The following is a 24,945-nucleotide window of genomic DNA, read 5'->3' on the forward strand; positions in this document are numbered from 1 at the left end:
GACTTGGGCTTTTTTAATTATTTATTCAACTTACCGTAAAAAATTATACACTTAGCGTACTTTAATATCAAGATCGTTTTCAAGACCTGCTCTGATCTTGTCCATTGCATTATTTACGACCTTATCAGTTAAAGTATCCTTTCTATTCAAGAAAGTTAAACTGTAAGCTATACTCTTCTTGCCAACTTCAATGTGACTACCCTCGTAAACATCAATTACTTTAAGAGCTGTCAAATACTTACCAGCATTAGACTTAATGACATTTTCAACTTCTTGGTTAGTTACATCTTTATTGACTAACAATGAAAGGTCACGTTCAATTGCTGGGAACTTAGGAGCTGGAGTAGCAGTCATGCCCTTAGTAAGCATAGGAATAATTACATCTAGGTTAATTTCATAACCATAAAGTTCTGAACCACGAAGAGCCTTGTCAGCAAGGGTTACAGCATGAGCAATCATACCGATCATACCAACATATTGCTTATCAATGTAAATAGCAGCGGTTCTAGTTGGGTGCATCCCTTTGATGCCTTCAGCCTTGTAGACTACCTTTTCGAGATCAATGCCAATTGCAGTAAATAGGTTAGTCAATTGACCTTTTACAAAGTAGAAGTCCACTTTTTGGGTTAAGTGTTGCCAGTTTTCAGCAAAGGTATTGCCTGAATATAAAGCAGCTAAATGTTCATGTTCATTAAATGTTCCACCATCATGATCATAAACACGGCCTTGTTCAAACAATGCCAATTGGGTTTGCTTTCTAGCAAAGTTGTAGCTAGCTGCATCAACTAAACCAGTCATCAAGTTTTCACGCATAGCAGAACGACTTGAGTTAAGTGGCATTTGAACCTTAACTAAATCCTTAGGATCCTTAGTGTAGCGAACAGCCTTTTCTGGTGAAGTTAATGAGTAAGAAATAGCTTCCATTAAGCCTTGTCCTTCGACAATAGCTTTCATGCGACGCATCATTTCTTCTTTTTCTGAGTAACCACCGTGAGTTTCAGCCAAAAGTGGTTGAGTTGACTTCAAATTATCGTAACCATAGATACGACCAACTTCTTCAACTAAATCGGCAGGAATAGCAATATCCCATCTTCTATTTGGAACATGGACTGCAATATTATCGCCATCGTGCTCAACCATGAAGCCTAAACGATCAAAAATCTTAATCATATCTTTAGCAGAAATTTCAGTACCTAAAACATGATTAATGTATGAAACAGTAGTTTTAACTACAACTGGCTTACGTTTAGTGTCAGTTGCCTTAATAATGCCTTCATCTACAGTTGCATCTGCATCATTTCTAAGCAAGAGTGCAGCCATGTTAATTGCCTTTTCAGTTCCATCCCAGTTAACGCCCTTTTCATAACGACTAGAAGCTTCTGTACGGTTTGCATGGCGAAGAGCAGCTTTTCTAACCAAAGTAGGATCAAAAATTGCGGATTCTAAAATTACATCAGTAGTTTCAGCAGTAATTTCTGAGTTAAGTCCACCCATGACACCAGCCATCATTACAGGCTTTTCACCATCAGTAATAACGATATCATTAGAATCAAGATCTACTTCTTTTTCATTTAATAAAGTAAGCTTTTCACCCTTGTTAGCTAATCTAACTTCTAATTTTCCATTTGAGAAAGTCTTAGCATCATAGGCGTGCATTGGTTGACCAGTTAAAAGCATAATGTAATTAGTTACATCAACTACATTGTTAATTGGGCGAATGCCTGCATTCCAAAGACGTCTTTGCATCCAAAGTGGTGATGGTTGAATCTTAACGCCAGTTAATTTACGTAAGTAAAACTTAGGTGCTAACTTTTCATCAACCTTAACATCAAGAGAATCAGTCCAGTCAGGACCATCTTCTTTTAAGAAAACATCTTCTACCTTAGGCTTTTGATCAACAATTGCACCAACCTCGTAAGCTGAGCCTTCCATACTTAAGGTATCAGCACGGTTAGGCGTAATATCGAAGTCTAAAATGTAGTCATCCATTCCAAGTGCTTCATAAACATCTTGACCTGGCTTAACGTCTGCATCTTCTGGGAAGACATAGATTCCATCAACAAATTCTTCTGGTACTACGCTGTCACTGAAGCCAATTTCTTGCAAGCCACAGATCATACCGTAACTTTCCATGCCGCGAATCTTGCCCTTCTTGATCTTTTCATTGCCAGCAATACGGGCACCGTGAAGAGCAACAATTACTAATTCACCTGCAGCAACATTAGGAGCACCACAAACAATTTGAAGTGGTTCATCTTCGCCAACGTCAACATGTGTTAAATGAAGGTGTGTACCCTCAACACCCTTACAGTCAAGGACCTTACCAACAACTAACTTCTTAAGTCCTTCTTCTGGATGCTTAACGTCAGCAATTTCAACACCAGTACGGGTAATCTTTTCAGCTAAGTCGTGAGGATCTTGATCTAAATTAAGAAAATCTTGTAACCAATTGTATGAAACTAACATAAATTAATTTTCCTCCTTGCGGAATTGCTTCAAGAAACGAACATCGTTAGTGTAGAAATCACGAATATCGTCAATACCGTACTTCAAAATTGCAAAACGGTCTAATCCTAAACCAAAGGCAAAACCACCATAAACAGTTGAATCAATACCAGCATTTTCTAATACGTTAGGGTGAACCATACCAGCACCTAATACTTCGATCCAACCAGTGTATTTACAAATTGGACAGCCCTTACCATCACAGTTAAAGCAAGATACGTCCATTTCAACTGATGGTTCAGTGAATGGAAAGTAACTTGGGCGAAGACGAGTAGCTCTATCTTGACCGAAGACATGCTTAGCAATCATTTCAAGAGTACCCTTTAAATCACTCATTGTAACGTTCTTATCTACTACTAAACCTTCCATTTGCATGAATTGGTGTGAGTGAGTGGCATCATCATCATCACGACGGTATACCTTACCAGGACCAACCATCTTAAGCGGACTCTTAGAAAAATCATGCTTTTCTAACACTCTTGCTTGGTCACCTGAAGTTTGGGTTCTAAGCAAGTCTTCACTATCAATGTAGAAAGTAGCTTGCATATCACGTGCTGGGTGATCCTTTGGCAAATTCATCATTTCAAAACAGTAGTGATCAGTTTCAATTTCAGGACCTTGTACTACCTTGTAACCCATACCGATAAAGTAACTTTCCAAATCATCCAAAATAACATTAATTGGGTGCTTTGAACCTAAATGTCCTTCACGACCTGGCAAAGTAACATCAATTTTTTCATCTTCAAGCTTTTTTACTAAAACTGCTTTAACGATTTCAGCCTTAGTAGCATCTAATTGCTTGTTAAATAAATCGCGTAGTTCATTAACCTTTTGTCCGACTTCGCGTCTGTTTTCTGGTGCAACATCACGCATAGAGTGCAAAATCTTAGTTAATTCACCCTTACGTCCAACTAATTCAACTCTGACTTTATTCAAAGTCTGTTCATCAGTAGCCTTTTTGATTTCTTCAAGACCTTGCTCATGAAGCTCTTTTAACTTATCAAATAAGTCCATTAATTCTTTCCTTTCAAAACAAAAAAGCTCCGTCCCTCAATAGGGACGAAGCGTCGCGGTACCACCCTAGTTTGGACATTATCTGCCCACACTCAAGTTTTCGTTAACGGTGAAATACCGGAATTGATTAGATTCTACTCCCAAGATGAAATTCACAATTAACTATTCTATCTTCTCTTTCAGCTTATTAAAGAAGATTCTCTGTTCAGATAATTAACTGTTACTAGTCTTGATCTCAGTAATTAACTATTATAATATTTCTTTTTGCTTGTTCTTGCAAGTCTTTAAGCCCATTTATCGGCCCAATTATGTACTTGATCAAAGACTGGTTTAAGTTCTACCCCTTTTTCAGTTAAACCATAGGAAATAATCCCTGTCTCCTTATCAACACTTCTTTTAACAATATCATCTTTTTCGAGTTCTTTAAGTCGTTCTACTAAAACTCGATCTGAACATGCCTCAATGCAGCGAGCCAAGTCTTTAAAACGCATATCTTCTGTATCACATAATGAACTAATAATTAAGCCGTTCCATTTTTTGCCAATTATTTGAAAAGCATTGATAAAATGACCACATAATTTGTAGTCTTCGGGTTTACAAGGAGCGCTCTCCTTTTTTTCTTTGACTTCTTGCATAAGTAAATTCCTCCATAACCATATATTATATTTTTGTTTTACTCTGACCATAAGTTATTATATGAAATTCACTTACTAAATACAAGTACTATGCAAAGTGATAAATCATAATTCCTGCTGCTACGGCCGCATTCAAAGATTCTGCCTTGCCTTTAATTGGAATATACAATTTTTCATCGCTTAAGCTGGCAATCGTAGAGCTAACACCATGAGCTTCATTACCAATAATTAAAGCAAGTTGTGGTACTTTATCAAAATCAGGCAATTGCTTAGCAGTCTTATCTAACATACTTGCATAAACGGGAATTGCCGCATCTTGAAAATCAGTGATGACATCAGCCAAATCACGCTTAATCAAATCAATGTGGAATTGGCTGCCTTGCATTGCTCGCTGGGTCTTAGGGTTATACAAATCTGCACTTTCTGGAGAAAGTACCACCCCATCAAAGCCAGCTGCATCAGCTGTTCTAATGATTGTTCCAACATTACCTGGGTCTGCTAAATTATCAAGTAAAACCCACTTACCATAATTAAATGGAAATTCACGAGGTTGATCAATTTTTAGTACCATAAAAATTTCTTGTGAATTCTTGGTACTGCTTAAATGACGCGCAATCGCTTTATTGATCAAAATTACATTCTTACCACTTAGATCGACATCATAGTCTTCCTCTGCCTTATCGAGAGCTTCTTCAGTACCCAAGAGATATTGATACTTTTTACCAGATTTAATGGCTTCATCAAACAAATGAAAACCTTCAATTAAGTAGCGGCCTTCTTCATCTCGATACTTCTTCTGCTTTAACTTAGCTAACTTTTTAACCGTTGCATTATTAACTGAACTAATTTGTTGCATATGTTTCTCCTTTTTTAATCCTTTTCTATTATAAAGTATAATGAGCATGGAACATGTTAAAATTAAAAATGAAATTGATTTTTAAGAAGGAAAATACTATGGAAACAAGAAAATTAACTGTCTCTGGTTTAGTACAAGGCGTTGGCTTTCGCTGGAGCACTATGGCACTAGCAAATAAAATGAACATCCCTGGTACTGTTAAAAATAATTCGGATGGCACTGTTACTATTTACTTACAAAGTACTCCCGATAAAATTGATCATTTTATTGAAAAACTACCATCTGCATCAGGATTCGCTCATATTGAAAATATTGCACAAGAATCTATCCCAAATGTGGAACAAATGCATGATTTTCATGTATTATATTAGAGATGCATATTTTATTTACTATAGAAACTAAGTGGTGATTTATTTAATGAAGAAAATCAAAAAATATACGGGAGTCTTAGCACTTTTAGTAGTTACTGCTCTTGTATTAAGTGCTTGTGGTGCTACAAATAATCCTAATGTTGCACCTCATAGTGGCATTTATGGTTGGGTTTACCAATGGCTAGGCCGACCATTACAAAATATCATGATTCACACGGCTCATATGGTCGGTGGTGACAACGGCGCAGGTTGGGGTATTGTGATTATTACCGTCGTTGTTCGTTTAATCTTAATGCCTTTAATGCTTGTTCAACAAAACAAGAGTGTGCGTCAACAAGAAAAGATGGCTCGTTTGCAACCACAAATGAAGTTAATCCAAACTGCAATGAAGCATAAAGGAATTACTCCTCAACAACAAATGACCTTGTCAGGTTGGCAAAGAGAACTTTATTCTAAGAATGAAATGTCATTAACTGGCGGGATTGGTTGTTTGCCATTGATCATTCAGTTGCCAATTATGTGGGGAATTTATCAAGCGGTATTCTACTCACCACAATTGGCTCACTCAACTTTCTTTGGCATTTCACTTAGTCAAAAGTCAGTTGTGTTAGCGATTGTTGCGACTATCTTTACGGTAATTCAAGGATACATTTCATTAATCGGTATTCCTGAAGAACAAAAGAAGACCATGCAATCAATGATGATCTTCAACCCAATTATGACTTTATTCTTCAGTTTATCCTTCTCAGGCGCTTTAGCATTATACTGGGCAGCCGGTAACTTAGTAATGATTATTCAACAAATCATTGTTACCTTCATTCTTACACCTAGCGTTAAGAAACATGTGGCTGATGAATTAAAGGATAAGCCGGTTGAAATTGTAGTTACTAAAGAAAAAGTTGCCGATTTGTTTGATACTAATTCTGGTAATAGCACTACTAGTCAAGCAAAGAAGGAATTGCACCAAGACTTACGTAACCGCAATAAGGGTAAGCAAAAACGTAAATAATAAAATGGAGTCAGGATTTTTCCTGGCTTTTTTAATAAGGAAAAACTTTATGAACAGCAAAGAATTACTTAGTTTATTAGACAAGCATGATGTTACTTATCAGACATTTACTCATCCTGCGGTCTCAACCTGTGAAGAAGCAGACCAATATTTAAAAGATAGAACTTTCGCTAAATGTAAAAATCTTTTTATTAAAACGCGAGATAAAAAATCATATTTTTTAATAATGCTTCCTGAAAATAAAAAAATAGATTGGAAGAAAGCAGAAAAAGAATTATTTACTTCTAGTTTAACTATGGCTAATGAAGATGAATTAATGAACAAATTAAAGGTAAAAAGAGGTTTAGTATCTCCGTTCAGCCTTTTAAACGATCAGACTAATACAATTCCATTAGTCATTGATCAAGAAGCGATGGAAGAAAATAATTTTGTTGGTGTGCACCCTAATGACAATACTAAAACGATTAGTCTGCAATGGATCGATTTAACACGTATTTTGAGTAGCTATGGGCATTTGGTTGAAGAAAGAGCGTTTTAGATAGAAAAAAATTACGATTATAAACTAAAAAGAGATTGATATATCTAACTTTTTTATAACGCAGATATTCAATCTCTTTTACATTATTAAGGATTTATTCTTTAATTTTTCTTACGTTTATCATCTATGAACAAAGCCATTAATCCAGTTGCAGCAAGTAAAGAACCTAACATAATAGTCATAATACTATGTCTTTCTCCTGTTTGAGGTAATGTTTTATGACTTGATTCATTAACCACTTTGCTTTGCGTGCTGTTCTCACCATATGGTTTATAATCATTAGACCAGCTTTCCCCTTGTGGTACGTAGTTATTAGTCCAGCGATTATTTTCAGCATGTATCCCACTATTCTTATTCCATGATTGATGTTTCTTGTGAACAACATACTTTTTATCATTATATTTACCACTATCATATGGATCATTTCCTGGTAACTCTAAATATAGTTTATTACCATAAAAATGCATGTTTCCTGCTAAGGCATCTGTGACATCCTTTGCAGTGTCCGGATCAAAATACATACTTTGAGTTGGAAATGAATTCTGATTATTTAATTCATATATTTTAATCTTTGTGTCATGATTATTATAATTTACTTCTGAATCTGTCTTGGGGCAATTTGATATAGTAACCGTTTCATCACCAATATTTTTGCCTAGAGGATTAATATAAATAGTATGTCTAAAAGTATTATTATCTAGATTAACTTTATCTATAAAGGCTTCACCATTTAGATTTGAATTTTCAGATTGAATATCATTATTAAATGTACGATACTTTACATTTACATCTTTACTATAAGTTTTCGATCCAATGTTTGTCTCAAGCTCTTGTTGTGAATCATTAGGGACATTTTTAGGATCGATAAATACAGGAATAGAAAGCGAAGCAGATATATCTTCCTTACCATCAATATTTGAAGTAAAAGTATAAAGAATATCTCTATCCGTCACCTTATTAGAAGTAGTAGCAATTATATCACCATCTTGATCCATTAAATCTGGTATACTACGTCCTTCTTCATGAGCATGATTATTCATAAAATTAGGATCAGTCGTACCATATAAATTCAGATTGTCACTAAAATGAATCTTAAAACCGTCACCACTTTTTACAGAATCATTAGGAAGTTTGAAAGAATAATTAGCTCTGAGTATATCTCCATTTTCTGGTTCAACATTTTGATTATCTTCAAGTGCTTTTCCTTTTGAATCAGTGATATTTGTCTTTACATCTTCCAATTTATTAGATACATCTTGACCATTAACCTGTTTTGAATCAGTCTTTTCAACTTTACTTGTTTTTAATGCAGATGCAGGCAATGATTCTTTGCTTTTATCCTTTATCCCCTGAAGCCCAACTTCATTCAAGTTAGCAGTTTTCTCTCTTGCATCTTTATTAACAACTATCTTGCTTGAATTTATTTCACTTTCTGGTGAAACAGAAGTATTAACTTTAACAACATTATCTTGCTATGTATTATCTGCCTTTAAAGTTGAAGTAGCAGTATCTGTTGAGACCTTACCTACTGTTTTTTGGTTTATATTTTGTTTTTCAACTTGAGTAGCGGGTTGGTTGGGAACGTCATCCGCAGCTTGCACTACATTACCACCATTATTTAAATAAAATACTGTTCCAATCAAAACGGAAGCTGCACCGATTGTAAGCTTTCTAATCGAAAACTTATCACTTTTTTATTCATTTGCTTAAGTTTTTCATCAAAATTATTTTTTGACAACATGATTTAACCTCCAAATACTCAAGTTTTGAATCAATAACAACGTTTATCTTTACAAAATTCATTTTAGTACTTTTTTTAACGCACGCTAATTACTCTTTTTACATATCATTTAAAGCTTAGCCTTGTCTTGTGACTTTTGTGTACGCGTATTATATAATATTGTTTTGTTATTTCTGCTTAATTCTGTTTATGCTAAGAACACCATAATTCCAGTGTTTTATTCAATATCATTAAAACTAGCGAGTACGCTATCTTAGCAATCCCTTTAATCATTTCTATTATTCAATAATATTTTTGTTATTTAATAATCAAATAATATATTTTTGCATACAAAAAGCATCAAGTTTTTCAAATCAACTTGATGCTTTTAACTATTTAAAATTAAATTACTATTTTTTCATTATTCCAAATTACTCTTTGGCAATTCAGAATTTTCATTTAATTTCTTCAATTTAGCAGCCTTCTTTTTAGAAAGAAGTGGGAAAGTTAACTTAAATTGACTTCCCTGTCCTTCAACAGACTCTACACTAATTTCACCATGATAGCTGTCTACAAGTTTATGGGCAATAGACAAGCCTAAGCCATTGCCGCCCTTTTCACGAGTTCTTGCCTTATCCACTCGGTAAAAACGATTAAAGATTTTCTTTTGATCTTCCTTAGAAATACCTTCACCAAAGTCTTGAACAATAATGTTAACTTCTTTTTTGGTTAACCCAGCAGAAACATTAATTTGCTTAAGATCGGTGGAATATTTAATCGCATTATCAATTAAAATCACTAGTAATTGTTCTAAATGACCGTGATATATTTGAATTTCGGTACCTTGAGGTAAATCATCCTCGTCAAGTCTAATTTCAAAATCAGGATGAACCATGGCTAGATCTGCAACTACTCGCTTAACTGTATCATAAACATTTGTTACTTCATGTGGATATTGCACATCAATTTGTTCAGCCCTAGTTAAATCAAGCATTTCTTGAATCAGATGTTTCATCCGGTCAGCTTCTTGCAAGGAGGCCTTAATTGATTCATCTAAAATCTGTGGATCATCTTTACCCCAACGTTCAAGCATATTCAAATGCCCTTCGATTACAGCCACAGGTGTGCGCAATTCATGCGAAACATCCCCTACAAACTGCTTCTGCTGTTCAATGTAGCTCTGCATTCTATCCAACATTTGATTAATCGAAGTGGCCAAATCTTCTAATTCATCATCACGATTTAATTCTTTAATTCGTGCTCCACTATTAGGATCCGCGTTAACTTCCTGAGCAACTTTAGACATCCGTTTAATCGGCTTAACAACATTGAATACCAAAATATATGAAGTCACTACAAACACAACAATCGCAATTATTGATATTACAATCATTGAACGCAATAAGTTCTTCATCAAACTATTGTAATATGTCATATTGTTAGAAACTACAATATATCCTGTCAACTTATTGTTTACGGATGAATAAACTTTTTGATAAGTCAATAAAATTTGATGACCATTGCGTTTAATTATTTCATTTTTCTCTACTTCTTTAAACGGTTTGAATTTTGGTGTCACGTTTCCATTAGTAAAAACAATTTCACCATGTTTATTATAAACAGCCGCATTAATATCAGGATTAGAAATAGAAGCAATCAAATTATCGCTAAACGCATTATTAGTGGTGTTTTTATCGCTAATGGCTGGCCCACCCTTTAGAATTCGTCTAGTAGCCGGAGAAAGAGATGGTATTACGTTAGATATCTGCAATTCATCTGGAATTGAACTTAACGTCCTATCTAGCGTAGTCACTACATTGCGCGATGTCTCTTGCTGCTGATCTAATGATTGCTGACTAACAATTTGATAAACAACGACTGAAAATATGACAAAAGAGACCGTAATCGTTAAAGCAACGATACTTACCCATCGCACAATTAACGATGAATGCTTGGTCTCTTCATTTTTATTCTTGGTCATCATCTTCATCTCTTACCATATAACCGGTACCACGAACCGTCTTAATGTAAGATGGTTGTCCTGGAACATCGATCTTATTACGCAAGTAACGAACATAAACTTCTACAACGTTAGTTTCAATATTAGATTCTGGACCCCAAATCTTATTTAGCAATTGATCACGACTAACAACGTTATTCTTATTCTCAATTAAAGTCATTAATAAGTTGTATTCGCGCTTAGTTAAATCGATTGCCTTGCCATCTCCGCGGTGAACAATACGATTAGCAGTTTCAATTGTTAAATTCTTAAATTTCACAGTCTTTTGCTTAGCTACAGTAACCTTAGAAGCATCTTTTTCAATCTTTACTCGGCGCAAAACAGCACGTAAACGAGCAAGAAGTTCCTCAATTGCAAATGGCTTAACAATATAATCATCTGCACCATGATCCAAACCTGAAACGCGATCAATAACAGAATCACGTGCGGTCATCATAATAATAGGCGTAGTCTTCACCTGACGAACACGACGAGCAATTTCTAATCCATTCAGGTCCGGCAACATTAAGTCAAGCAGGATTGCATCAAAATCTTGATTAAGGGCATCTTCTAGTCCCTTACGACCATTGTTTTCTACTACAGTTTCATAATTCTCGTGTTGTAATTCCAACTCCACAAAACGAGCTAAATTTTTTTCATCTTCAATAATTAGAATTTTTGCCATGTTAATTCAATTCCTCATCGATCAATTTAGTTCTCTAAATACTAACAAATATATTAAAAAATGTCTTTATAATTAAAGGATACTTTAAAAGTGCCCTCAAAACAAGATAAAAAAACAATCAAAGCCAAAATTCTTTGATCGTTCTTAGTCAATTAGATAATCTTACTTTTTCTTATTATTCTCATTATTATCAAATAAAACCTTTAATTTGGCAAATGCAGGATTTACTTGATTTTTCTTTCCTTCTTCAAATGCTGATTCAGAAACTACTTCCCAGCCTTTACCTTCAGGATAGATATCCTTTTCCTTTTCTTCAGGAGTTAAAATTGTGGTCGGAATATTAAGTAACATATTATCTTCAATTGCTGTCTGTAAATCAATTACATCATTTTCAATTTTAACAATTGTATCATTATCTTCAAGTTCTTCTTTAGTTGGTTTTCGATCAAGATAATTTTCTGTAAAAGTAAAATCTTCATGGTATTTAACAGGCTGCAAGCTTCGACTTGATGGAACCACTAAATCAGCAGTAACATGAAAATTTCCAGTTACAAAAGGCTCTTGATAAAACAAATCTCCAGAAACATATACGTTTTTGGCATCAATTAAAAGATCCTTGCTTCTTTTGAAAAATTCTGGTCGCATTTCTACATCACGTTCAATATGTGTTAACGGCTCAGAACTATTTCTTATTCTAGAAAAACTAAGTTCTAACATATTACACCTCAATTGGTCGTTGACCAAAGTTTTGATCAACATCCATTATTTGTTCAAATAAACGATCTGTTCTAACTTGCAATGCAAGTGAACCGCTTTTAGCACTTCGCTTATCTACTTTAGAAATAATTTCAGTTTGAAAATCTTTTCGATTCTTCTTCAAATATTGACGTCCAATTTTACTAAATCCTAATAACATTAAGGATTCTTGATTGAAACTAGCAATCATATCATCTTGAGTAACATTTAAAAGCGTATAAAGGCTTAATCTACGCAAACGAGAATAAGTGTATCGTTTAGACTTGATCCTACGTAAAAATTCTGTGAAATCACGAGATAAATGAATTTCTTGTTTTATTTTATACTCTAAGCCTTCACTCATTTGATAAATTTGTCTTAAATCCTCAATTGAAGAAGATTCGATCCGATATTTTAAAAACGGATACAATAAATTCCAATTAGGATAAACTTGTTGCTTGCTCAGTTCAATTGCTTCGGCTTTAGGCATCCAGTATTTTAAATTACTCGTATCCTCACCATGGAGCAGTAAATTTCTAATAGCACTTGCGCTTTGGACTACGCCATTTCTTTGCAGAAGATCATCATGTCCCGCTCCAATTCGGTTAACAGGATGTAACTTCAGTGGTGAACCTAAATTATGATTTGCAACTGCATAGGCCAAACCCAAAATTGCATTAGGCTGATTAACCTCATGTCCTACCTCACGAGCTACCATCTGATTATACTGGGTTGAATAAGTCTGGCTGTAATCCTTAAAATCCATATGATTCTGGGGGATTTCAGCAATTCTACTGCCCAAATATGCAAAATTAAGGTTAGCATCTTCAACGCCGAAAACAAGATCAGTCACGCCTAATTTAGCTAATTGTTCAATATTGCCTAATGAAAATAAGTCTGCTGGTTCAACAGCGGTTGAAAAAGGCGTCTCAAAGACTAAATCTGCACCTGATTGAAGTGCCGCTTTAGCCCGTTGCCACTTACTCATAATCGCCATTTCTCCACGCTGCACATAATTACCAGACATCAAAACTAAAATTGGATCATTCCCAGCAATTAACCGTGCTTGATTTAGCAAGAATTCATGACCACTATGAAAAGGATTAAATTCTGCAATAATCCCGACAACGCTCATTTTTATTAATCTTCCTTTAATTCAACTTGCTTACCATTAGCCCATAATTTTTCAAGATTATAAAATTCACGAGCTTCTTTGGTAAAGACATTAACTACTACATCGCCTAAATCAAGCAAAAGCCAATTTGAATCTCTAGTACCTTCAATACGGTAGTCACTATATTCATTTTCATGTGCTGCTTCTACAATTGAGTTAACAATAGCATGAAGTTGACGATTAGAACCAGCACTGGTAATTACATAATAATCAGCTAAAATACTAATACCGCGCATATCATAAGCCTCGGTATCTTCACCATGACGATCACTAATTGCTTTAGTTGTAAAATCTAAAATTTCTTGACTAGTCAAATTTTTTCTCCTTTATAAAACTATTTTGTACTCCAAACGTTATAAGCTTTTAAAGTACGTGGATAAACTTTATTTCTTTGTTCAATTAAAAAACTTAAAGTATGAGCCAGTTGGTAACCTACTCCCTTATCTAAATTGGCATAGGTTATTTTTCTAGCTTCGTCAACACCTGGGAAATCACGACCAGGCTCGATAAAATCCGCCATAAACACAATTTTGTCTAAGGTGGTCATTTCTACATCCCCAGTAGTATGACGGCGAATAGCAGTCAAAATCTCAGGATCTCGAATTTTCAAATCACGTTCTACAAAATATGTTCCAACGATTCCGTGCCAAATAGCGCGATTCCAATTAAGTAAATCTGGATCAAAATCTTGCTCTTTAATTACTTTAACATATTCTTCTACAGGCACTTGCTTTGCATAATCATGAACAAAACCTGCAAGTGCTGCTTTATCTTCATCATAACCATTCAATTTGGCTAATTTACGTGAAGTCTCACTAACTCGAACGCAATGCTGAAATCTTTTATCATCCATATTTGCCTTTTCCTTAGCAATAATTTCAGCGCTTGTTAATGGTGAATATGTCTTTTTAAAAATTAGTTTCGTCAAGATAAAGCCCCTTTTCCACAATATATTTTCTAACTGCTTCAGGCACTAAATATCTAATTGAAGTTCCAGTAGCTACAGAACGACGAATAGCAGTCGAGCTTAATCGAATATCGGGTGCATCTACCCAGATCATTGGATACTGCGGATCTTGCGGATAACCTGGGCGACGAATACCAACCAAGGTAACTAACTTAGCTAAAGTAGATGCTTCTTTCCAAGTATGGAAACTGTTTACCTGATCGCTACCCATGATTAAATAATAATTATTTTGAGGTGCTTTTTCTTTTAGATAACGCATTGTATCTACAGTATATGAAACACCTCCGCGGAATAACTCCAACAGCTTCACTCTAAATTTAGGATTATCCTTGGTTGCTAAATCAAGCATAGTTGCTCGATCTTGGGCTGAAGTTAGCGGTGCATTTTTATGTGGCGGAATATTATCTGGAATAAACCAAACTTCATCTAAACGCAATTTAGTCATTGCTTGTTCTGCAGCTACCAAATGGGCAATATGGACTGGATTAAAAGTACCACCCATAATTCCAATTTGCCGGCCTCTGCCCTTTTCCTGTTCTAATTCAGCTTTTTCTTCAACAGTTGGTGCTTCTTTTTCAATACATTTTGGATTAACCATACGCAAACCTCTAAATTAATGCACGACGAATACCCAAGCCAATACCATCTGGCGTATATGTCTTAACTAAACAGCCCTTTGGCACAGTTACAAAACCAATGCCTCCAAATAATAGGTCACTCTTAAATTCCGTTTTAAATTCTTTTCCCTTAAGTGGTGCCATTTTATCATCTGGAGATGGAGGTGCTAATAATTCGCCCTTATGTTTTTCATAAAACGCATCTGCATTGGCAGTTTTTGTTCGATGAACATACATGTTACGTGCTACATAAACTGTAAAACTAGTTGATTCACCTTTAAGGTAATCAATTCTACCTAATCCAGCCAAAAACAGAGTATTCCCTGGCAAAAGTTGGTAAGTAGCTGGCTTTAACGGTTTCTTAGGTGAGATCAATTCCAAATCCTTAGCATCTAGATGAGTGGCTAGTTGATTGTCTGTCATAATTCCTGGCGTATCAATCAAAAAATGTCCATTTTCAAGCGGAATTTCAATTTGATCTAAAGTAGTACCTGGAAAACGTGACGTTGTGATCAGATTTTGAATATCACCCATCATGTCAATGATTGCATTGATTAAAGTTGACTTACCGACATTAGTTGTCCCTACAAAGTAGACATCTTTATCTTGAGATTGGTCATTAATATATGAAATCAAACTTTCTAAATTTAATTTCTTTTTAGCAGAAACTAAGAAAATATCTTTAGGATAAAGCCCCATGCGATTAGCTTCTTGTCTCATCCAATCTTTAATTTTGCTTTGCTTAGAATTCTTAGGAAAAAGATCAAATTTATTTCCAACAAGAATAAAATCATTATTCCCTACAAAACGCTTTAAAGATGATAACAAAGAATTAGAAAAGTCGAATAGATCAACCACATTGACAATCAAAGCTTTTTTCTCAGCTAAAGAATTGAGCAAAGCCAAAAAGTCATCATTGTTTAAATCTACTGGCATAATTTCATTATAGTGACGTAATTTAAAACAACGTTGACAATAAACATCTGTATTTTCTTCATTTTTTGCTTTTTCAAGAGCGCTCTTTGGCAAATAACCCGCCTTTTGTGGATCATCAGACTGAAGAACTGCCCCACAGCCAATACAAATAATATCCTCATCCATTTTGCAAATTCTCCTTAAAGGTTACTCGATGTGATAAACCAAGAAAGAAAAAGATAATCTTTTCAAAAAAGCGATTAATTCGCGTATTCCATTTATCAGTTTCAACCAATGGTTTTACTAAAACAGTTTCTACTCCTGCTAAATTCCCGGCTTGCATATCAGTAATCAGCTGGTCACCAACCATCATTACTTGATCTTTAGCTAATTTCATCTCTTCGCGTTTACGCGTGATCGCAAAAGGTAACGGTTTGCGAGATTCAGAAACAAAATCAATATGATATGGATTTAATACCTTACCAACTCTTTCAGCATTATTATTGGAAATAACTACCAATTTAATATTAGCTTTAGCAAGTTTTTTATTAAAATTATCCATCTCTTTAGCAGTTTCAAACTTATTCCATGCAAGCAATGTATTATCTAAATCTGAAAAAACTGCTTTTATTCCCATTTCATTCAACTTGACGGGGTCCAAATTATAAATTGTATTTATTGTATATTTTGGTCTAAATAACATAAAAACTCTCCATTTTTTCTCATTCTCTATAATATCAAAAATGGAGTTGCATTAGAAATTTTTGTCTTAGAATATTTGCAAAATCATAAAAAATAAGGACCAGGAATATCTCCTGATCCTTATTCATAGTCATATTAGTTCAATGCCTTCTTAGCAGTTTCTGCTAATTGTGCAAAAGTCTTTGAATCGTTGTAAGCAATATCAGCTAACATCTTACGGTTCATGTCAACACCGGCTAACTTCAAGCCGTGCATTAACTTAGAATATGAAATATCATTTTGTCTTGCAGCTGCGTTAATACGAGCAATCCATAACTTTCTGAATTCGCTCTTACGTCTTCTACGGTCGCGGAATGCGTACTTGTATGAAACAAATAATTGAGTACTTGCGGCCTTAAATTGCATGTGCTTTGCGCCACGGTAACCCTTGGCAAGCTTCATGATCTTCTTACGACGTTGACGTGTTACAGTTCCACCTTTAACTCTTGGCATTTAAAATTCCTCCTACTATAGTCAGTTATTAAAGAACTAATAATTAGTGCATTTGAGCAAGCATTTGCTTAATACGCTTCATGTCGCTACGTGAAACCATAGCAGCCTTTCTCAAGTGACGACGTTGCTTCTTAGTCTTACCGTGGAAACGGTGACCAGTAAATGCGTGGTGACGCTTCAAGCCACCATTTGCAGTTCTCTTAAAACGCTTAGCAGAAGCGCGGTGTGTTTTCATCTTTGGCATATTTCTATTTCCTCCAATTAACTACTTTTTCTTTTTGTCCTTATCACTCTTAGGTGCTAACATCAAGAACATTGAACGGCCTTCCATCTTAGGCTTACTGATAACATTAGCAATATCTGAAGTTGCTTCAGCCATCTTTTCAAGAACTTGTTGACCTAATTCCTTGTGAGTGATGGCACGACCTCTAAAACGAATTGATACACGAACTTTAGCTCCTTCTTTAGAAACGAACTTACGAACATGCTTCAATTTAGTTTCGAAGTCGTTGCCTTCAATAGTTGGACTCAAACGAATTTCTTTGACACTAACTGTCTTGGACTTTTTACGGGATTCTTTAAGTTTCTTCTGTTGTTCGAAACGATATTTACCGTAGTCCATGATACGTGCTACAGGTGGTTTAGCATTAGGTGAAATAAGAACTAAATCTAAGCCAGCATCACTTGCTTTATGCAAAGCTTCATTCTTAGATACAACACCAACTTGCTGACCATCTTCATCAATTAAACGAACTTCGCGTGCACGAATTCTTTCGTTTAAGATTAAACTTCTTGGTATGATTATTCACCTCCGTGTTAATTTGAGGACAAGAAAAAGGCGGGATAAGAATCACCCGCCTTTAATCAACAGAAATTATCGATCAGCCCAGAGGTTAACTTAACTTAGGCGAGAAGCGGGAGCTTCTTCTTGTTCTCAACTAGGTGTATTATACGCGTTTAAACCAGCTGCGTCAATACATGATGTGTAATTATTTAGTTGCATCAAAAACATAATTATCAGGATAAAATTGCATCCGATATGCACGATATACATATGTCATATCTTTAGCACTATTAGTAATAGTCAAATTAAAGACTTGATTTCCATAGGCATCAACTTCAATTATATTGCTTTCTTTACCCTTATTTTTAAAACCAAAATTAATCAAAGTATTACCATTATTCAAGCGTTGTGCATAACCAATAACTTCGGTAAAGTTTTGTTTACCTAAATTCTTGCCATAACTCCAGACTTGTTTAATGGTCTTTTTCTTAGTATCAATTTGATATTCCGTAGCAGCAGAAAACTTGCTACTTTGCGTCTTATCACCGTTAGTAACAGCAATATTGTTATCGTAAAGCAGAACATTTAGTTTATTATTTTCTTCATTAAGAATATATACACCATGTTGTCCACCAGGATATTTAGTACCCGAACTTGGCTTTAACAAATACTTACGAAATGAACTAGGCCATTGACTTTCAGGTTTACTTGAAAAAATCCAATTAATTTTATTTGTTTGATAATTCATTGACCAGATCATATCTTGATTGCGGGCAGACAATAAAATGTTCCCCGTTTTATCATCATAACTAATCGTATTAATATGAAGCCAATCCATCAATCCTAAACCACTGCTAGTATTATCATTTGCTTTGATCTTGCTATTTTTATACATTGACTCAGGAAAAATCTTCTTAAAGTCGATTACCTTTACAATTTTTCCAGTATTAGGGTCAAGTTCAGCAATTGTATCTTCTACATATTTACTACCATCATGAACTGTTAATAACCAATTTCCGTTAGACATTTCTACTACATCATGATGTACTAGTGATACTCCTTCTCCAGAATAACTTTTACCTAATGTTTTATCGAAACTAAATTGACGATATACTCGCCCTAAATAGTCAGTTTCGACTAACATATTGTATTGTTCATCCCCAGATTTGATTTTATTGAACAATAAAATATGTCCATTATCTAACTGCTCAAAAATATGTTGATTCCAACGTAAATAATACCAACGTACTTCCCCATCACCATCAACCGCAAAAGTTTGTTTAGTACTTCTATTTAAAACAGTTAACTCATTTGAACCCAAATTCATCTTACTTTTATCATTGACAGTAACTTTAATTGGAAATTTACTAATCCAACTAGGTAATTTACTTGTTTTTATCTTGACTACCTTTACTTGTTTTTTACCTGCTTGATCAGTCATAGTAACTTCAACCGAATTATCATAACCAGCATAAAGACCAACTATTGGCACTTGATGATCAGCTTGATAGCCCTTTACTTTATTTTCAATTGTCGTATTTTCAGTTTTTCCTATTACTCGATAACTAATTTTAGCTGGCTTATCAGTATGAAAGACCATTAATGCCGTTAGCGGTGAATTTTCATACGGATTCACTTTAATATAAGGATTTTCCCAGGTATAATGCTGCTGTTTTACAATATTTGCATATTTAGCTGTTAATTTATCGTTATCTGAATTAGCTACCTTTTTGACACCTAAATTTTTAATAATTTGGCTGTCACTTAATTTAGTTTTTTGGGCATTAGTATTTTTCTTCTCTGCTGTTACAGTTTCAACTTGCTTATCATATAGCATCATAGCAGGCTCAATTAACATTAATGTCCCTAATGCTAATAAAAGCACAACCTTATTACTTTTCACAGAAATTCTCCTTTTTATAATAAAACAAACTTTTAAAAATTTATTTTAGTATCAAGATATTTCACAATAAAAGTAATATGCTATATGCTTTCTAATTTTTAATATTTTCTTGAACAAATTCCACTAAATTAATATTTGGATATTTATCTTTTATTTGTCTTACTAAGGCGTTTTTTCTCTTCTTAGATAGCGGCTTTTTTAACTCTATCAAAGTAATTTGCTTATTTTTATTATCACTAACTGCAGTAACAGAAGATATTGCAGAGGACAGTTTACGAATTTCTTGATTACGTTTTTCTTGTTCTTGTTGACGTTTTTCATCAGCTTGTTCTTGTTCATGCTGACGCTGATTAATAATATTATTTACTTGTCGATCTAATTGATTTTCTGCATTGGGATTAACCTGAGCTACTTGTACAATATTCAGTGAATAGCCTTTCAGGTCATATTTTGTTAAGTTTGCTTTAGCCACTTGAATTTTCTTAGCATTAATTTTATTACCTGAAACTGTAAGATTAATTATTTTTCCTTGCGTATCGACATTTTCTTTAATTAGATTAACATTGCCTAACTCATTAACAACAAGATTTTGAACATTTTGATCTACTAGAGTTTTATTCACCATCTGATTAGCTGATAAGATACTAGGAATAATTAAAATAATTACTACTAAAATTATCGCAAACTCTTTAAAGGTTGGCTTGCGTAAGAAAAACAACTTAGATTGCTTAGTAGAATAACTTAGCCATTTCATAATTTTTACACCCAAAAAAGCAGTCAAAATTATGAAAACACAATTAATCAAAAACAAATAACTTGATCCTAAAAAATATTTAAGATTGCCTGCTGCAATTGAATACCCTATCGTACAAGCTGGTGGCATTAAGGCTGTTGCAATCGCTACACCAGGTACGATATTATTTGCTTCTTTTTTACGTGCACCGATTATTCCAGCAACTCCTCCAAAAAACGCAATCATTACATCCCAAATCGTTGGTGAAGTTCGTGCAATAATTTCTTGGCTAGCATAAGTCAAAGGAGAAAAATGAAAATAAATTGTAGATGCAGCTAAACTAATAATAATTTCTGCTAATAATGAAATCGTTCCTTTACGCAGCAAAGTAACATCATATAAAGCAAGGCCTGTGCCAATTGCTAGCAGCGGTCCCATCAAAGGTGAAATTAACATTGCACCAATAATAGTAGCTGTTGAATTAACATTTAATCCAACACTTGCAATAAAAATTGCGCAAGTCAGAACAATCAAACTTTCAATATTCAAAGTTCCATCTGCACTAATCTTAGATAAAAATTGAGAAGTTAAATAATTTTTTCGCTGGCGTATTATCATCTTATTTAGTCTAATCCTCATGAAAAAAGCACTGAATTAAGATTTCAGTGCAAAATATAAAAATGTGATTGAATAATCAATAAAATTATTATAACCTATTTGACTAATTTTTTGCTCTTATAGCAATAATATAAAAATGAATTATCTGCTCCATTTCCTACTCTCAGTGCATCTACTTTATCATTATTACTTTTATCTTTTTTCTTTATAGCAACATAAGTGTGTCCTGAATCTGCTCTATCGCTAGATAGCCAGCCATTAGCAGCAAAACCTGGTGTTTTATGAAATTTGAAATCAGTAGCTTCATACTGAGAAGTACCAACCTTTTGAGCTAATTTATATCCTGATTTCTTATCAGCCTTAGCTAATTTTTTAGTCCACTTAATTGCTTTATTACTGCTCAACATTTTATACAATTTGATTTTATTAAATGTATGCGTTGTGATTTTAAGCTTCTTGATTTCGCCTTCATGCTTATAGTACCATGTTCCGCGAGTTTTCTTTGGCGTAGTAAATAAGTTCTTAGCTCCCCAGGATGCAGCATCCACTCTATTTTGACCCATTACAATAATAGCTAACATAAATAGCGCAGTTGTCATAAATATAATGAGTTTATTTTTCACGTTTATCACCTTCCCTTATATAACTGCTATTTTCATTATTTCATTAAAATATTTCATAAAAGTTAAAGGCGATTACATTTTTTTTACTTCTTAATTACAAACGTAAAAAATCAATTACATTAGTTTTACCAACAAAAAAAACGTATGCAATAAAGCCGTCTTAATTAGACCTAGCATAGCATACGTTTTTTATTTTATTTTTTAATTATATTAATTAATTTTCTCTTGAGTATGACTTAACATCTGCATCAATTTCGTTAATGAAGTCATCAAGACTCTTAGAAATTTCTTCGTCAGTACCGTAACGACGTACGTTAACCTTACCTGACTTCATTTCTTCATCACCTAATACCAAAGTGTAAGGTACCTTTTGGGTTTGTGATTCACGAATCTTGTAACCCATCTTTTCGTTTCTGTCATCAACTTCTACTCTGAAGCCGCGCTTAGCAAGTTCTGCACGAACCTTTTCAGCGTATTCGCCGTGAGCTTCGTTGTTAACTGGAATGATTTCTGCTTGAACTGGTGCAAGCCAAGTTGGGAAGGCACCCTTGTAAATTTCAGTAAGGTAAGCAATGAATCTTTCCATAGTACCAACAATACCACGGTGAATCATAACTGGACGGTGTTCTTCCCCATCTTGACCAACGTAAGTTAAACCAAATCTTTCTGGAAGCATGAAGTCAAGTTGGATAGTTGACATAGTTTCATCATTACCCAAAGCAGTCTTAGTTTGAATATCAAGCTTAGGACCGTAAAAGGCTGCTTCACCTTCAGCTTCAACATAGTCAAGGCCAAGGTCATCCATCGCACCTTTAAGCATCTTTTGACTTCTTTCCCACATTTCGTCGTTTGCAAAGTACTTGTCAGTGTTCTTTGGATCACGGTATGAAAGTCTGAAGTAGTAATCAGTAATATCGAAGTCCTTGTATACGTCCATGATCAACTTCAAGATCTTAGCAAATTCAGTTTGAACTTGATCAAGTGCTACGAATGTGTGACCATCGTTCAAAGTCATTTCACGTACACGTTGAAGACCTGACAAAGCACCTGATTTTTCGTATCTGTGCATCATACCAAGTTCTGCAACACGAAGTGGAAGATCACGGTATGAACGAATGTGGTGCTTAAAGATTTGAATATGTGAAGGACAGTTCATTGGACGAAGTTCAAGCATTTCGCCATCACCCATGTCCATTGGTGGGAACATGTCATCACGGTAGTGTGCCCAGTGACCTGAAGTCTTGTAAGCATCAAGGTTCATAAGTACTGGAGTGTAAACGTGTTGGTAACCGTCAGCTACTTCACGGTCAATGATGTAGCGTTCAACAACACGACGAATAGTAGCACCCTTTGGCATCCAGTAAGGAAGACCTGCACCAACCTTAGGGTCAACGAAGAAGAGGTCAAGGTCACGACCGATAGTTCTGTGGTCACGTTCCTTAATTTCTTGACGGCGCTTAAGATCAGCCTTTAAATCAGCTTCCTTAAAGAATGCAGTACCAAAGATTCTTTGAAGCATTGGGTTTGATGACTTACCTAACCAGTAAGCACCAGCTACTGACAATAACTTAAATTGCTTAATCTTGCCAGTGTTTGGAAGTAAAGCATCAAAACCAAAGTCAACAAAATCGCCAAGCTTGTAAGCATCAACAGTATCGCCTTCAACCTTAGCAAGAAGTTCGCTCTTGAACTTATCATTCTTGTAAAGGTCTTCAAGTTCTGATTTAGCAATTTGAACGTGTTCAATCTTTTCACCGTTCTTAATTACCTTTTGCATAGCTTTTTCAAGCTTTGGTAATTCACCAACTTTAATTTGGTCATCTTTATCGGTGTCAACGTAGAAACCACCTTCATCGGCAACATGTTCACCTAAACGAAGTTCAGGATATTCACGCTTAGCTACAGCTTCAAATACAAAAGCAGCAGTAGCACGTAAAACGTCTAAGCCCTCTTCATCTTTATCAGTAATAATAGCAACTTCGCTATCACTATCAAGCTTGAAGTCAAGTGGCTTAATTTCACCATTAACCTTACCAGCAACAGCAGCTTTACCAAGTGAAGTTGCAATGTTGTGAGCTACGTCAGCAATAGTTAAACTTTCTTCAAAATCTTTCTTTGAGCCATCAGGCAAAGTGATTGAAAAACTCATATTTTCCTCCAGAAAAAATATAATAAAAAAAGTCCCAGTGCGAGAATGCACTGGGACGTTAATTAGCGTGGTTCCACCCAAAATTCAGGTTAGCGTAATCTAACCTCTTTACGGATTGATAAAGGCATCCAACCTAATATTAATAACTTTGGGAATAAGCGATTGGGGTAACTTTCTAATGAAGAACTTCCAGAACAAGGTTCTTCTCTCTGAATCGAAAGCTATCATGTCTCGCTTAATTAACTCTCATTATACGCACGAAACTTTTAGATGCAAGACCTTTTTTAAAATTAATGCAAAGAATTTCTTCGATCGGGTCCAGAAACCACAACTTCTTTAGCTAAAAAACGTACTCGCTGCATAAGTCTCCTAGCCTTTACTGGATCAGTCGCATTACGTGTTTCTTCAAAATGAGATTCTAATGCTTCCATGTCAAGATTAGATGAGAAAAATGTTGGTAAAACATTATCCATCCGAGCTTGTAAAATTACACCCAATACGTCATCTCGTGACCATTGACTGAGACTCTCAGCACCAATATCATCTAAAATCAATAAATCACATTCAGACAAACGGCGAATTTCACTTTGCAAACTATTGTCGTCAAAATGACTTGCTAATCCGGCTATAAAAGTTGGCACATGCAAGAACACAACATTTTTATTCATGTTCGTGACCACATAATTAGCTAATCCCGCTAAAATATATGTCTTACCAACACCAAAATCACCTGACAAATATAGTCCCTGAATATGCGGATTTTGCTTATATTTTCTTAAAAAGTCGTAGATCAAAGTTAAAACTTGTTTACGATCATCATTTACATCAATTTCACTCAAACTCACATCATGAAGACGAGTCGGAACATCGATTAGTTGTAATCTTCGCTCGGCAGCTTGCTTGCGATCTTGAGCTAATTTTGCCTTAGTTGGCACATACCGAATATCAATTACTTTACCATTCAAAAATAATTGGGGAGCATACCCTGCCATCACCTTACTCGCAGTATGTTTTTGAGAATAATACTCATACAAGTTAGATATACTATTTCGAATCATCTTTTGATCAATTTTATCTGCATTTGCATGAATAAATGACTGCACATCAGGATCACGCAAGGCTTGTTCTATCAAAGATTGTTCATCACCCAGATTACGCTCTTTTACAATCTTTTTAATTACATTGCCAATTGGCTCCATTT

At 34.7% G+C, this 24,945-nt stretch carries 25 protein-coding genes, 1 pseudogene and 2 other annotated features; of the genes and pseudogenes, 3 read left to right on the plus strand and 23 right to left on the minus strand.

What is annotated here, in order from left to right; all coding sequences use genetic code 11:
* Nucleotides 1-51: 51 nt before the first annotated feature.
* The 4 genes from pheT to CP355_RS05960 form a co-directional block, all read right to left on the minus strand.
* A complete protein-coding gene (gene pheT / locus CP355_RS05945; RefSeq protein WP_087363275.1) occupies nucleotides 52-2,466 on the minus strand; it encodes a phenylalanine--tRNA ligase subunit beta in 2,415 nt (804 codons plus the stop codon).
* Between the two features lie 3 nt (nucleotides 2,467-2,469).
* The gene (gene pheS / locus CP355_RS05950) at nucleotides 2,470-3,519 is read right to left on the minus strand and encodes a phenylalanine--tRNA ligase subunit alpha (protein WP_087176478.1); all 1,050 of its coding nucleotides are present in this window, start codon (nucleotides 3,517-3,519) and stop codon (nucleotides 2,470-2,472) included.
* A 38-nt stretch (nucleotides 3,520-3,557) separates the two neighbouring features.
* Nucleotides 3,558-3,765: a binding site (T-box leader), on the minus strand.
* A 38-nt stretch (nucleotides 3,766-3,803) separates the two neighbouring features.
* Nucleotides 3,804-4,154, minus strand: coding sequence for a helix-turn-helix domain-containing protein (locus CP355_RS05955; RefSeq protein ID WP_098044100.1), 351 nt, complete (start codon nucleotides 4,152-4,154; stop codon nucleotides 3,804-3,806).
* Between the two features lie 88 nt (nucleotides 4,155-4,242).
* On the minus strand, nucleotides 4,243-5,010 hold the full coding sequence (locus CP355_RS05960) for an RNA methyltransferase (protein ID WP_098044101.1): 768 nt from the start codon (nucleotides 5,008-5,010) through the stop codon (nucleotides 4,243-4,245).
* A 98-nt stretch (nucleotides 5,011-5,108) separates the two neighbouring features.
* Here CP355_RS05960 and CP355_RS05965 point away from each other — a divergent pair, with 98 nt between their 5' ends.
* From CP355_RS05965 to CP355_RS05975, 3 genes are read left to right on the plus strand one after another with little or no spacing between them, the layout of a single operon-like run.
* Nucleotides 5,109-5,381 carry an acylphosphatase gene (locus CP355_RS05965; protein ID WP_087236426.1) on the plus strand — a complete coding sequence of 91 codons (273 nt, stop codon included), beginning with the start codon at nucleotides 5,109-5,111 and terminating at the stop codon, nucleotides 5,379-5,381.
* A 46-nt stretch (nucleotides 5,382-5,427) separates the two neighbouring features.
* The gene (gene yidC / locus CP355_RS05970; RefSeq protein WP_087176477.1) at nucleotides 5,428-6,390 is read left to right on the plus strand and encodes a membrane protein insertase YidC; all 963 of its coding nucleotides are present in this window, start codon (nucleotides 5,428-5,430) and stop codon (nucleotides 6,388-6,390) included.
* A 49-nt stretch (nucleotides 6,391-6,439) separates the two neighbouring features.
* Entirely contained in the window at nucleotides 6,440-6,928 is a 489-nt protein-coding gene (locus CP355_RS05975; protein WP_098044102.1) for a YbaK/EbsC family protein, read from the plus strand.
* Nucleotides 6,929-7,029: 101 nt separating this feature from the next.
* On the opposite strand, the gene CP355_RS05980 is transcribed toward CP355_RS05975, so the two are convergent.
* The 19 genes and pseudogenes from CP355_RS05980 to dnaI form a co-directional block, all read right to left on the minus strand.
* Nucleotides 7,030-8,298: an Ig-like domain-containing protein gene (locus CP355_RS05980; protein ID WP_098044103.1), complete on the minus strand. Its 1,269-nt coding sequence runs from the start codon at nucleotides 8,296-8,298 to the stop codon at nucleotides 7,030-7,032.
* 102 nt (nucleotides 8,299-8,400) lie between these two features.
* Nucleotides 8,401-8,610 (minus strand): annotated as a pseudogene (locus tag CP355_RS05985) (YSIRK-type signal peptide-containing protein); the annotation flags it as partial.
* Between the two features lie 459 nt (nucleotides 8,611-9,069).
* The gene (locus tag CP355_RS05990) at nucleotides 9,070-10,638 is read right to left on the minus strand and encodes a HAMP domain-containing histidine kinase (RefSeq protein ID WP_098044104.1); all 1,569 of its coding nucleotides are present in this window, start codon (nucleotides 10,636-10,638) and stop codon (nucleotides 9,070-9,072) included.
* Nucleotides 10,616-11,332 carry a response regulator transcription factor gene (locus tag CP355_RS05995; RefSeq protein WP_087176673.1) on the minus strand — a complete coding sequence of 239 codons (717 nt, stop codon included), beginning with the start codon at nucleotides 11,330-11,332 and terminating at the stop codon, nucleotides 10,616-10,618. The genes CP355_RS05990 and CP355_RS05995 overlap by 23 nt, the downstream gene beginning before the upstream one ends.
* Nucleotides 11,333-11,494: 162 nt before the next feature.
* Nucleotides 11,495-12,049: a DUF177 domain-containing protein gene (locus tag CP355_RS06000; protein ID WP_025005324.1), complete on the minus strand. Its 555-nt coding sequence runs from the start codon at nucleotides 12,047-12,049 to the stop codon at nucleotides 11,495-11,497.
* 1 nt (nucleotide 12,050) lies between these two features.
* Nucleotides 12,051-13,202 carry a nucleotidyltransferase gene (locus CP355_RS06005; RefSeq protein WP_098044105.1) on the minus strand — a complete coding sequence of 384 codons (1,152 nt, stop codon included), beginning with the start codon at nucleotides 13,200-13,202 and terminating at the stop codon, nucleotides 12,051-12,053.
* A gap of 5 nt (nucleotides 13,203-13,207) precedes the next feature.
* Nucleotides 13,208-13,555: a ribosome silencing factor gene (gene rsfS, locus CP355_RS06010; RefSeq protein ID WP_025005322.1), complete on the minus strand. Its 348-nt coding sequence runs from the start codon at nucleotides 13,553-13,555 to the stop codon at nucleotides 13,208-13,210.
* A 20-nt stretch (nucleotides 13,556-13,575) separates the two neighbouring features.
* Entirely contained in the window at nucleotides 13,576-14,169 is a 594-nt protein-coding gene (yqeK, locus tag CP355_RS06015) for a bis(5'-nucleosyl)-tetraphosphatase (symmetrical) YqeK (RefSeq protein ID WP_087176672.1), read from the minus strand.
* Nucleotides 14,150-14,806, minus strand: coding sequence for a nicotinate-nucleotide adenylyltransferase (locus tag CP355_RS06020; RefSeq protein ID WP_098044106.1), 657 nt, complete (start codon nucleotides 14,804-14,806; stop codon nucleotides 14,150-14,152). The genes yqeK and CP355_RS06020 overlap by 20 nt, the downstream gene beginning before the upstream one ends.
* A 10-nt stretch (nucleotides 14,807-14,816) precedes the next feature.
* Nucleotides 14,817-15,926, minus strand: coding sequence for a ribosome biogenesis GTPase YqeH (gene yqeH, locus CP355_RS06025; RefSeq protein WP_087363261.1), 1,110 nt, complete (start codon nucleotides 15,924-15,926; stop codon nucleotides 14,817-14,819).
* Nucleotides 15,919-16,443 (minus strand): YqeG family HAD IIIA-type phosphatase, encoded by a 525-nt coding sequence (locus CP355_RS06030; RefSeq protein ID WP_087176669.1) that lies wholly within the window; start codon nucleotides 16,441-16,443, stop codon nucleotides 15,919-15,921. Before CP355_RS06030 ends, yqeH begins: the two co-directional genes overlap by 8 nt.
* Nucleotides 16,444-16,577: 134 nt before the next feature.
* Nucleotides 16,578-16,934, minus strand: a complete 357-nt coding sequence (rplT, locus tag CP355_RS06035; protein ID WP_005719897.1) for a 50S ribosomal protein L20 — start codon at nucleotides 16,932-16,934, stop codon at nucleotides 16,578-16,580.
* 43 nt (nucleotides 16,935-16,977) lie between these two features.
* Nucleotides 16,978-17,178, minus strand: coding sequence for a 50S ribosomal protein L35 (gene rpmI, locus CP355_RS06040; RefSeq protein WP_014918452.1), 201 nt, complete (start codon nucleotides 17,176-17,178; stop codon nucleotides 16,978-16,980).
* Between the two features lie 21 nt (nucleotides 17,179-17,199).
* Nucleotides 17,200-17,733: a translation initiation factor IF-3 gene (gene infC, locus CP355_RS06045; RefSeq protein WP_098044107.1), complete on the minus strand. Its 534-nt coding sequence runs from the start codon at nucleotides 17,731-17,733 to the stop codon at nucleotides 17,200-17,202.
* 25 nt (nucleotides 17,734-17,758) lie between these two features.
* Nucleotides 17,759-17,870 (minus strand) — a sequence feature (ribosomal protein L20 leader region).
* A gap of 53 nt (nucleotides 17,871-17,923) precedes the next feature.
* The gene (locus CP355_RS06050; RefSeq protein WP_087176668.1) at nucleotides 17,924-19,621 is read right to left on the minus strand and encodes an aryl-sulfate sulfotransferase; all 1,698 of its coding nucleotides are present in this window, start codon (nucleotides 19,619-19,621) and stop codon (nucleotides 17,924-17,926) included.
* A gap of 91 nt (nucleotides 19,622-19,712) precedes the next feature.
* A complete protein-coding gene (locus tag CP355_RS06055) occupies nucleotides 19,713-20,972 on the minus strand; it encodes a DUF389 domain-containing protein (protein ID WP_087235666.1) in 1,260 nt (419 codons plus the stop codon).
* 95 nt (nucleotides 20,973-21,067) lie between these two features.
* Nucleotides 21,068-21,604 (minus strand): hypothetical protein, encoded by a 537-nt coding sequence (locus tag CP355_RS06060; RefSeq protein ID WP_087176666.1) that lies wholly within the window; start codon nucleotides 21,602-21,604, stop codon nucleotides 21,068-21,070.
* A gap of 205 nt (nucleotides 21,605-21,809) precedes the next feature.
* Nucleotides 21,810-23,744: a threonine--tRNA ligase gene (gene thrS / locus CP355_RS06065; protein ID WP_098044108.1), complete on the minus strand. Its 1,935-nt coding sequence runs from the start codon at nucleotides 23,742-23,744 to the stop codon at nucleotides 21,810-21,812.
* A gap of 290 nt (nucleotides 23,745-24,034) precedes the next feature.
* The gene (dnaI, locus tag CP355_RS06070; RefSeq protein WP_087235664.1) at nucleotides 24,035-24,943 is read right to left on the minus strand and encodes a primosomal protein DnaI; all 909 of its coding nucleotides are present in this window, start codon (nucleotides 24,941-24,943) and stop codon (nucleotides 24,035-24,037) included.
* Nucleotides 24,944-24,945 lie beyond the last annotated feature (2 nt).

Origin of the sequence: Lactobacillus sp. UMNPBX4, from assembly GCF_002554115.1 — a bacterium.
Lineage (GTDB): Bacteria > Bacillota > Bacilli > Lactobacillales > Lactobacillaceae > Lactobacillus > Lactobacillus gallinarum.

What these genes read in the sequence shown, in the direction of transcription:
- pheT (WP_087363275.1), bottom strand. Translation starts at nt 2,466, where the DNA reads ATGTTAGTTTCATACAATTGGTTACAAGATTTTCTTAATTTAGATCAA.
- pheS (WP_087176478.1), bottom strand. Translation starts at nt 3,519, where the DNA reads ATGGACTTATTTGATAAGTTAAAAGAGCTTCATGAGCAAGGTCTTGAA.
- CP355_RS05955 (WP_098044100.1), bottom strand. Translation starts at nt 4,154, where the DNA reads ATGCAAGAAGTCAAAGAAAAAAAGGAGAGCGCTCCTTGTAAACCCGAA.
- CP355_RS05960 (WP_098044101.1), bottom strand. Translation starts at nt 5,010, where the DNA reads ATGCAACAAATTAGTTCAGTTAATAATGCAACGGTTAAAAAGTTAGCT.
- CP355_RS05965 (WP_087236426.1), top strand. Translation starts at nt 5,109, where the DNA reads ATGGAAACAAGAAAATTAACTGTCTCTGGTTTAGTACAAGGCGTTGGC.
- yidC (WP_087176477.1), top strand. Translation starts at nt 5,428, where the DNA reads ATGAAGAAAATCAAAAAATATACGGGAGTCTTAGCACTTTTAGTAGTT.
- CP355_RS05975 (WP_098044102.1), top strand. Translation starts at nt 6,440, where the DNA reads ATGAACAGCAAAGAATTACTTAGTTTATTAGACAAGCATGATGTTACT.
- CP355_RS05990 (WP_098044104.1), bottom strand. Translation starts at nt 10,638, where the DNA reads ATGAAGATGATGACCAAGAATAAAAATGAAGAGACCAAGCATTCATCG.
- CP355_RS05995 (WP_087176673.1), bottom strand. Translation starts at nt 11,332, where the DNA reads ATGGCAAAAATTCTAATTATTGAAGATGAAAAAAATTTAGCTCGTTTT.
- CP355_RS06000 (WP_025005324.1), bottom strand. Translation starts at nt 12,049, where the DNA reads ATGTTAGAACTTAGTTTTTCTAGAATAAGAAATAGTTCTGAGCCGTTA.
- CP355_RS06005 (WP_098044105.1), bottom strand. Translation starts at nt 13,202, where the DNA reads ATGAGCGTTGTCGGGATTATTGCAGAATTTAATCCTTTTCATAGTGGT.
- CP355_RS06020 (WP_098044106.1), bottom strand. Translation starts at nt 14,806, where the DNA reads ATGGTTAATCCAAAATGTATTGAAAAAGAAGCACCAACTGTTGAAGAA.
- yqeH (WP_087363261.1), bottom strand. Translation starts at nt 15,926, where the DNA reads ATGGATGAGGATATTATTTGTATTGGCTGTGGGGCAGTTCTTCAGTCT.
- CP355_RS06030 (WP_087176669.1), bottom strand. Translation starts at nt 16,443, where the DNA reads ATGTTATTTAGACCAAAATATACAATAAATACAATTTATAATTTGGAC.
- rplT (WP_005719897.1), bottom strand. Translation starts at nt 16,934, where the DNA reads ATGCCAAGAGTTAAAGGTGGAACTGTAACACGTCAACGTCGTAAGAAG.
- rpmI (WP_014918452.1), bottom strand. Translation starts at nt 17,178, where the DNA reads ATGCCAAAGATGAAAACACACCGCGCTTCTGCTAAGCGTTTTAAGAGA.
- CP355_RS06055 (WP_087235666.1), bottom strand. Translation starts at nt 20,972, where the DNA reads ATGATAATACGCCAGCGAAAAAATTATTTAACTTCTCAATTTTTATCT.
- thrS (WP_098044108.1), bottom strand. Translation starts at nt 23,744, where the DNA reads ATGAGTTTTTCAATCACTTTGCCTGATGGCTCAAAGAAAGATTTTGAA.
- dnaI (WP_087235664.1), bottom strand. Translation starts at nt 24,943, where the DNA reads ATGGAGCCAATTGGCAATGTAATTAAAAAGATTGTAAAAGAGCGTAAT.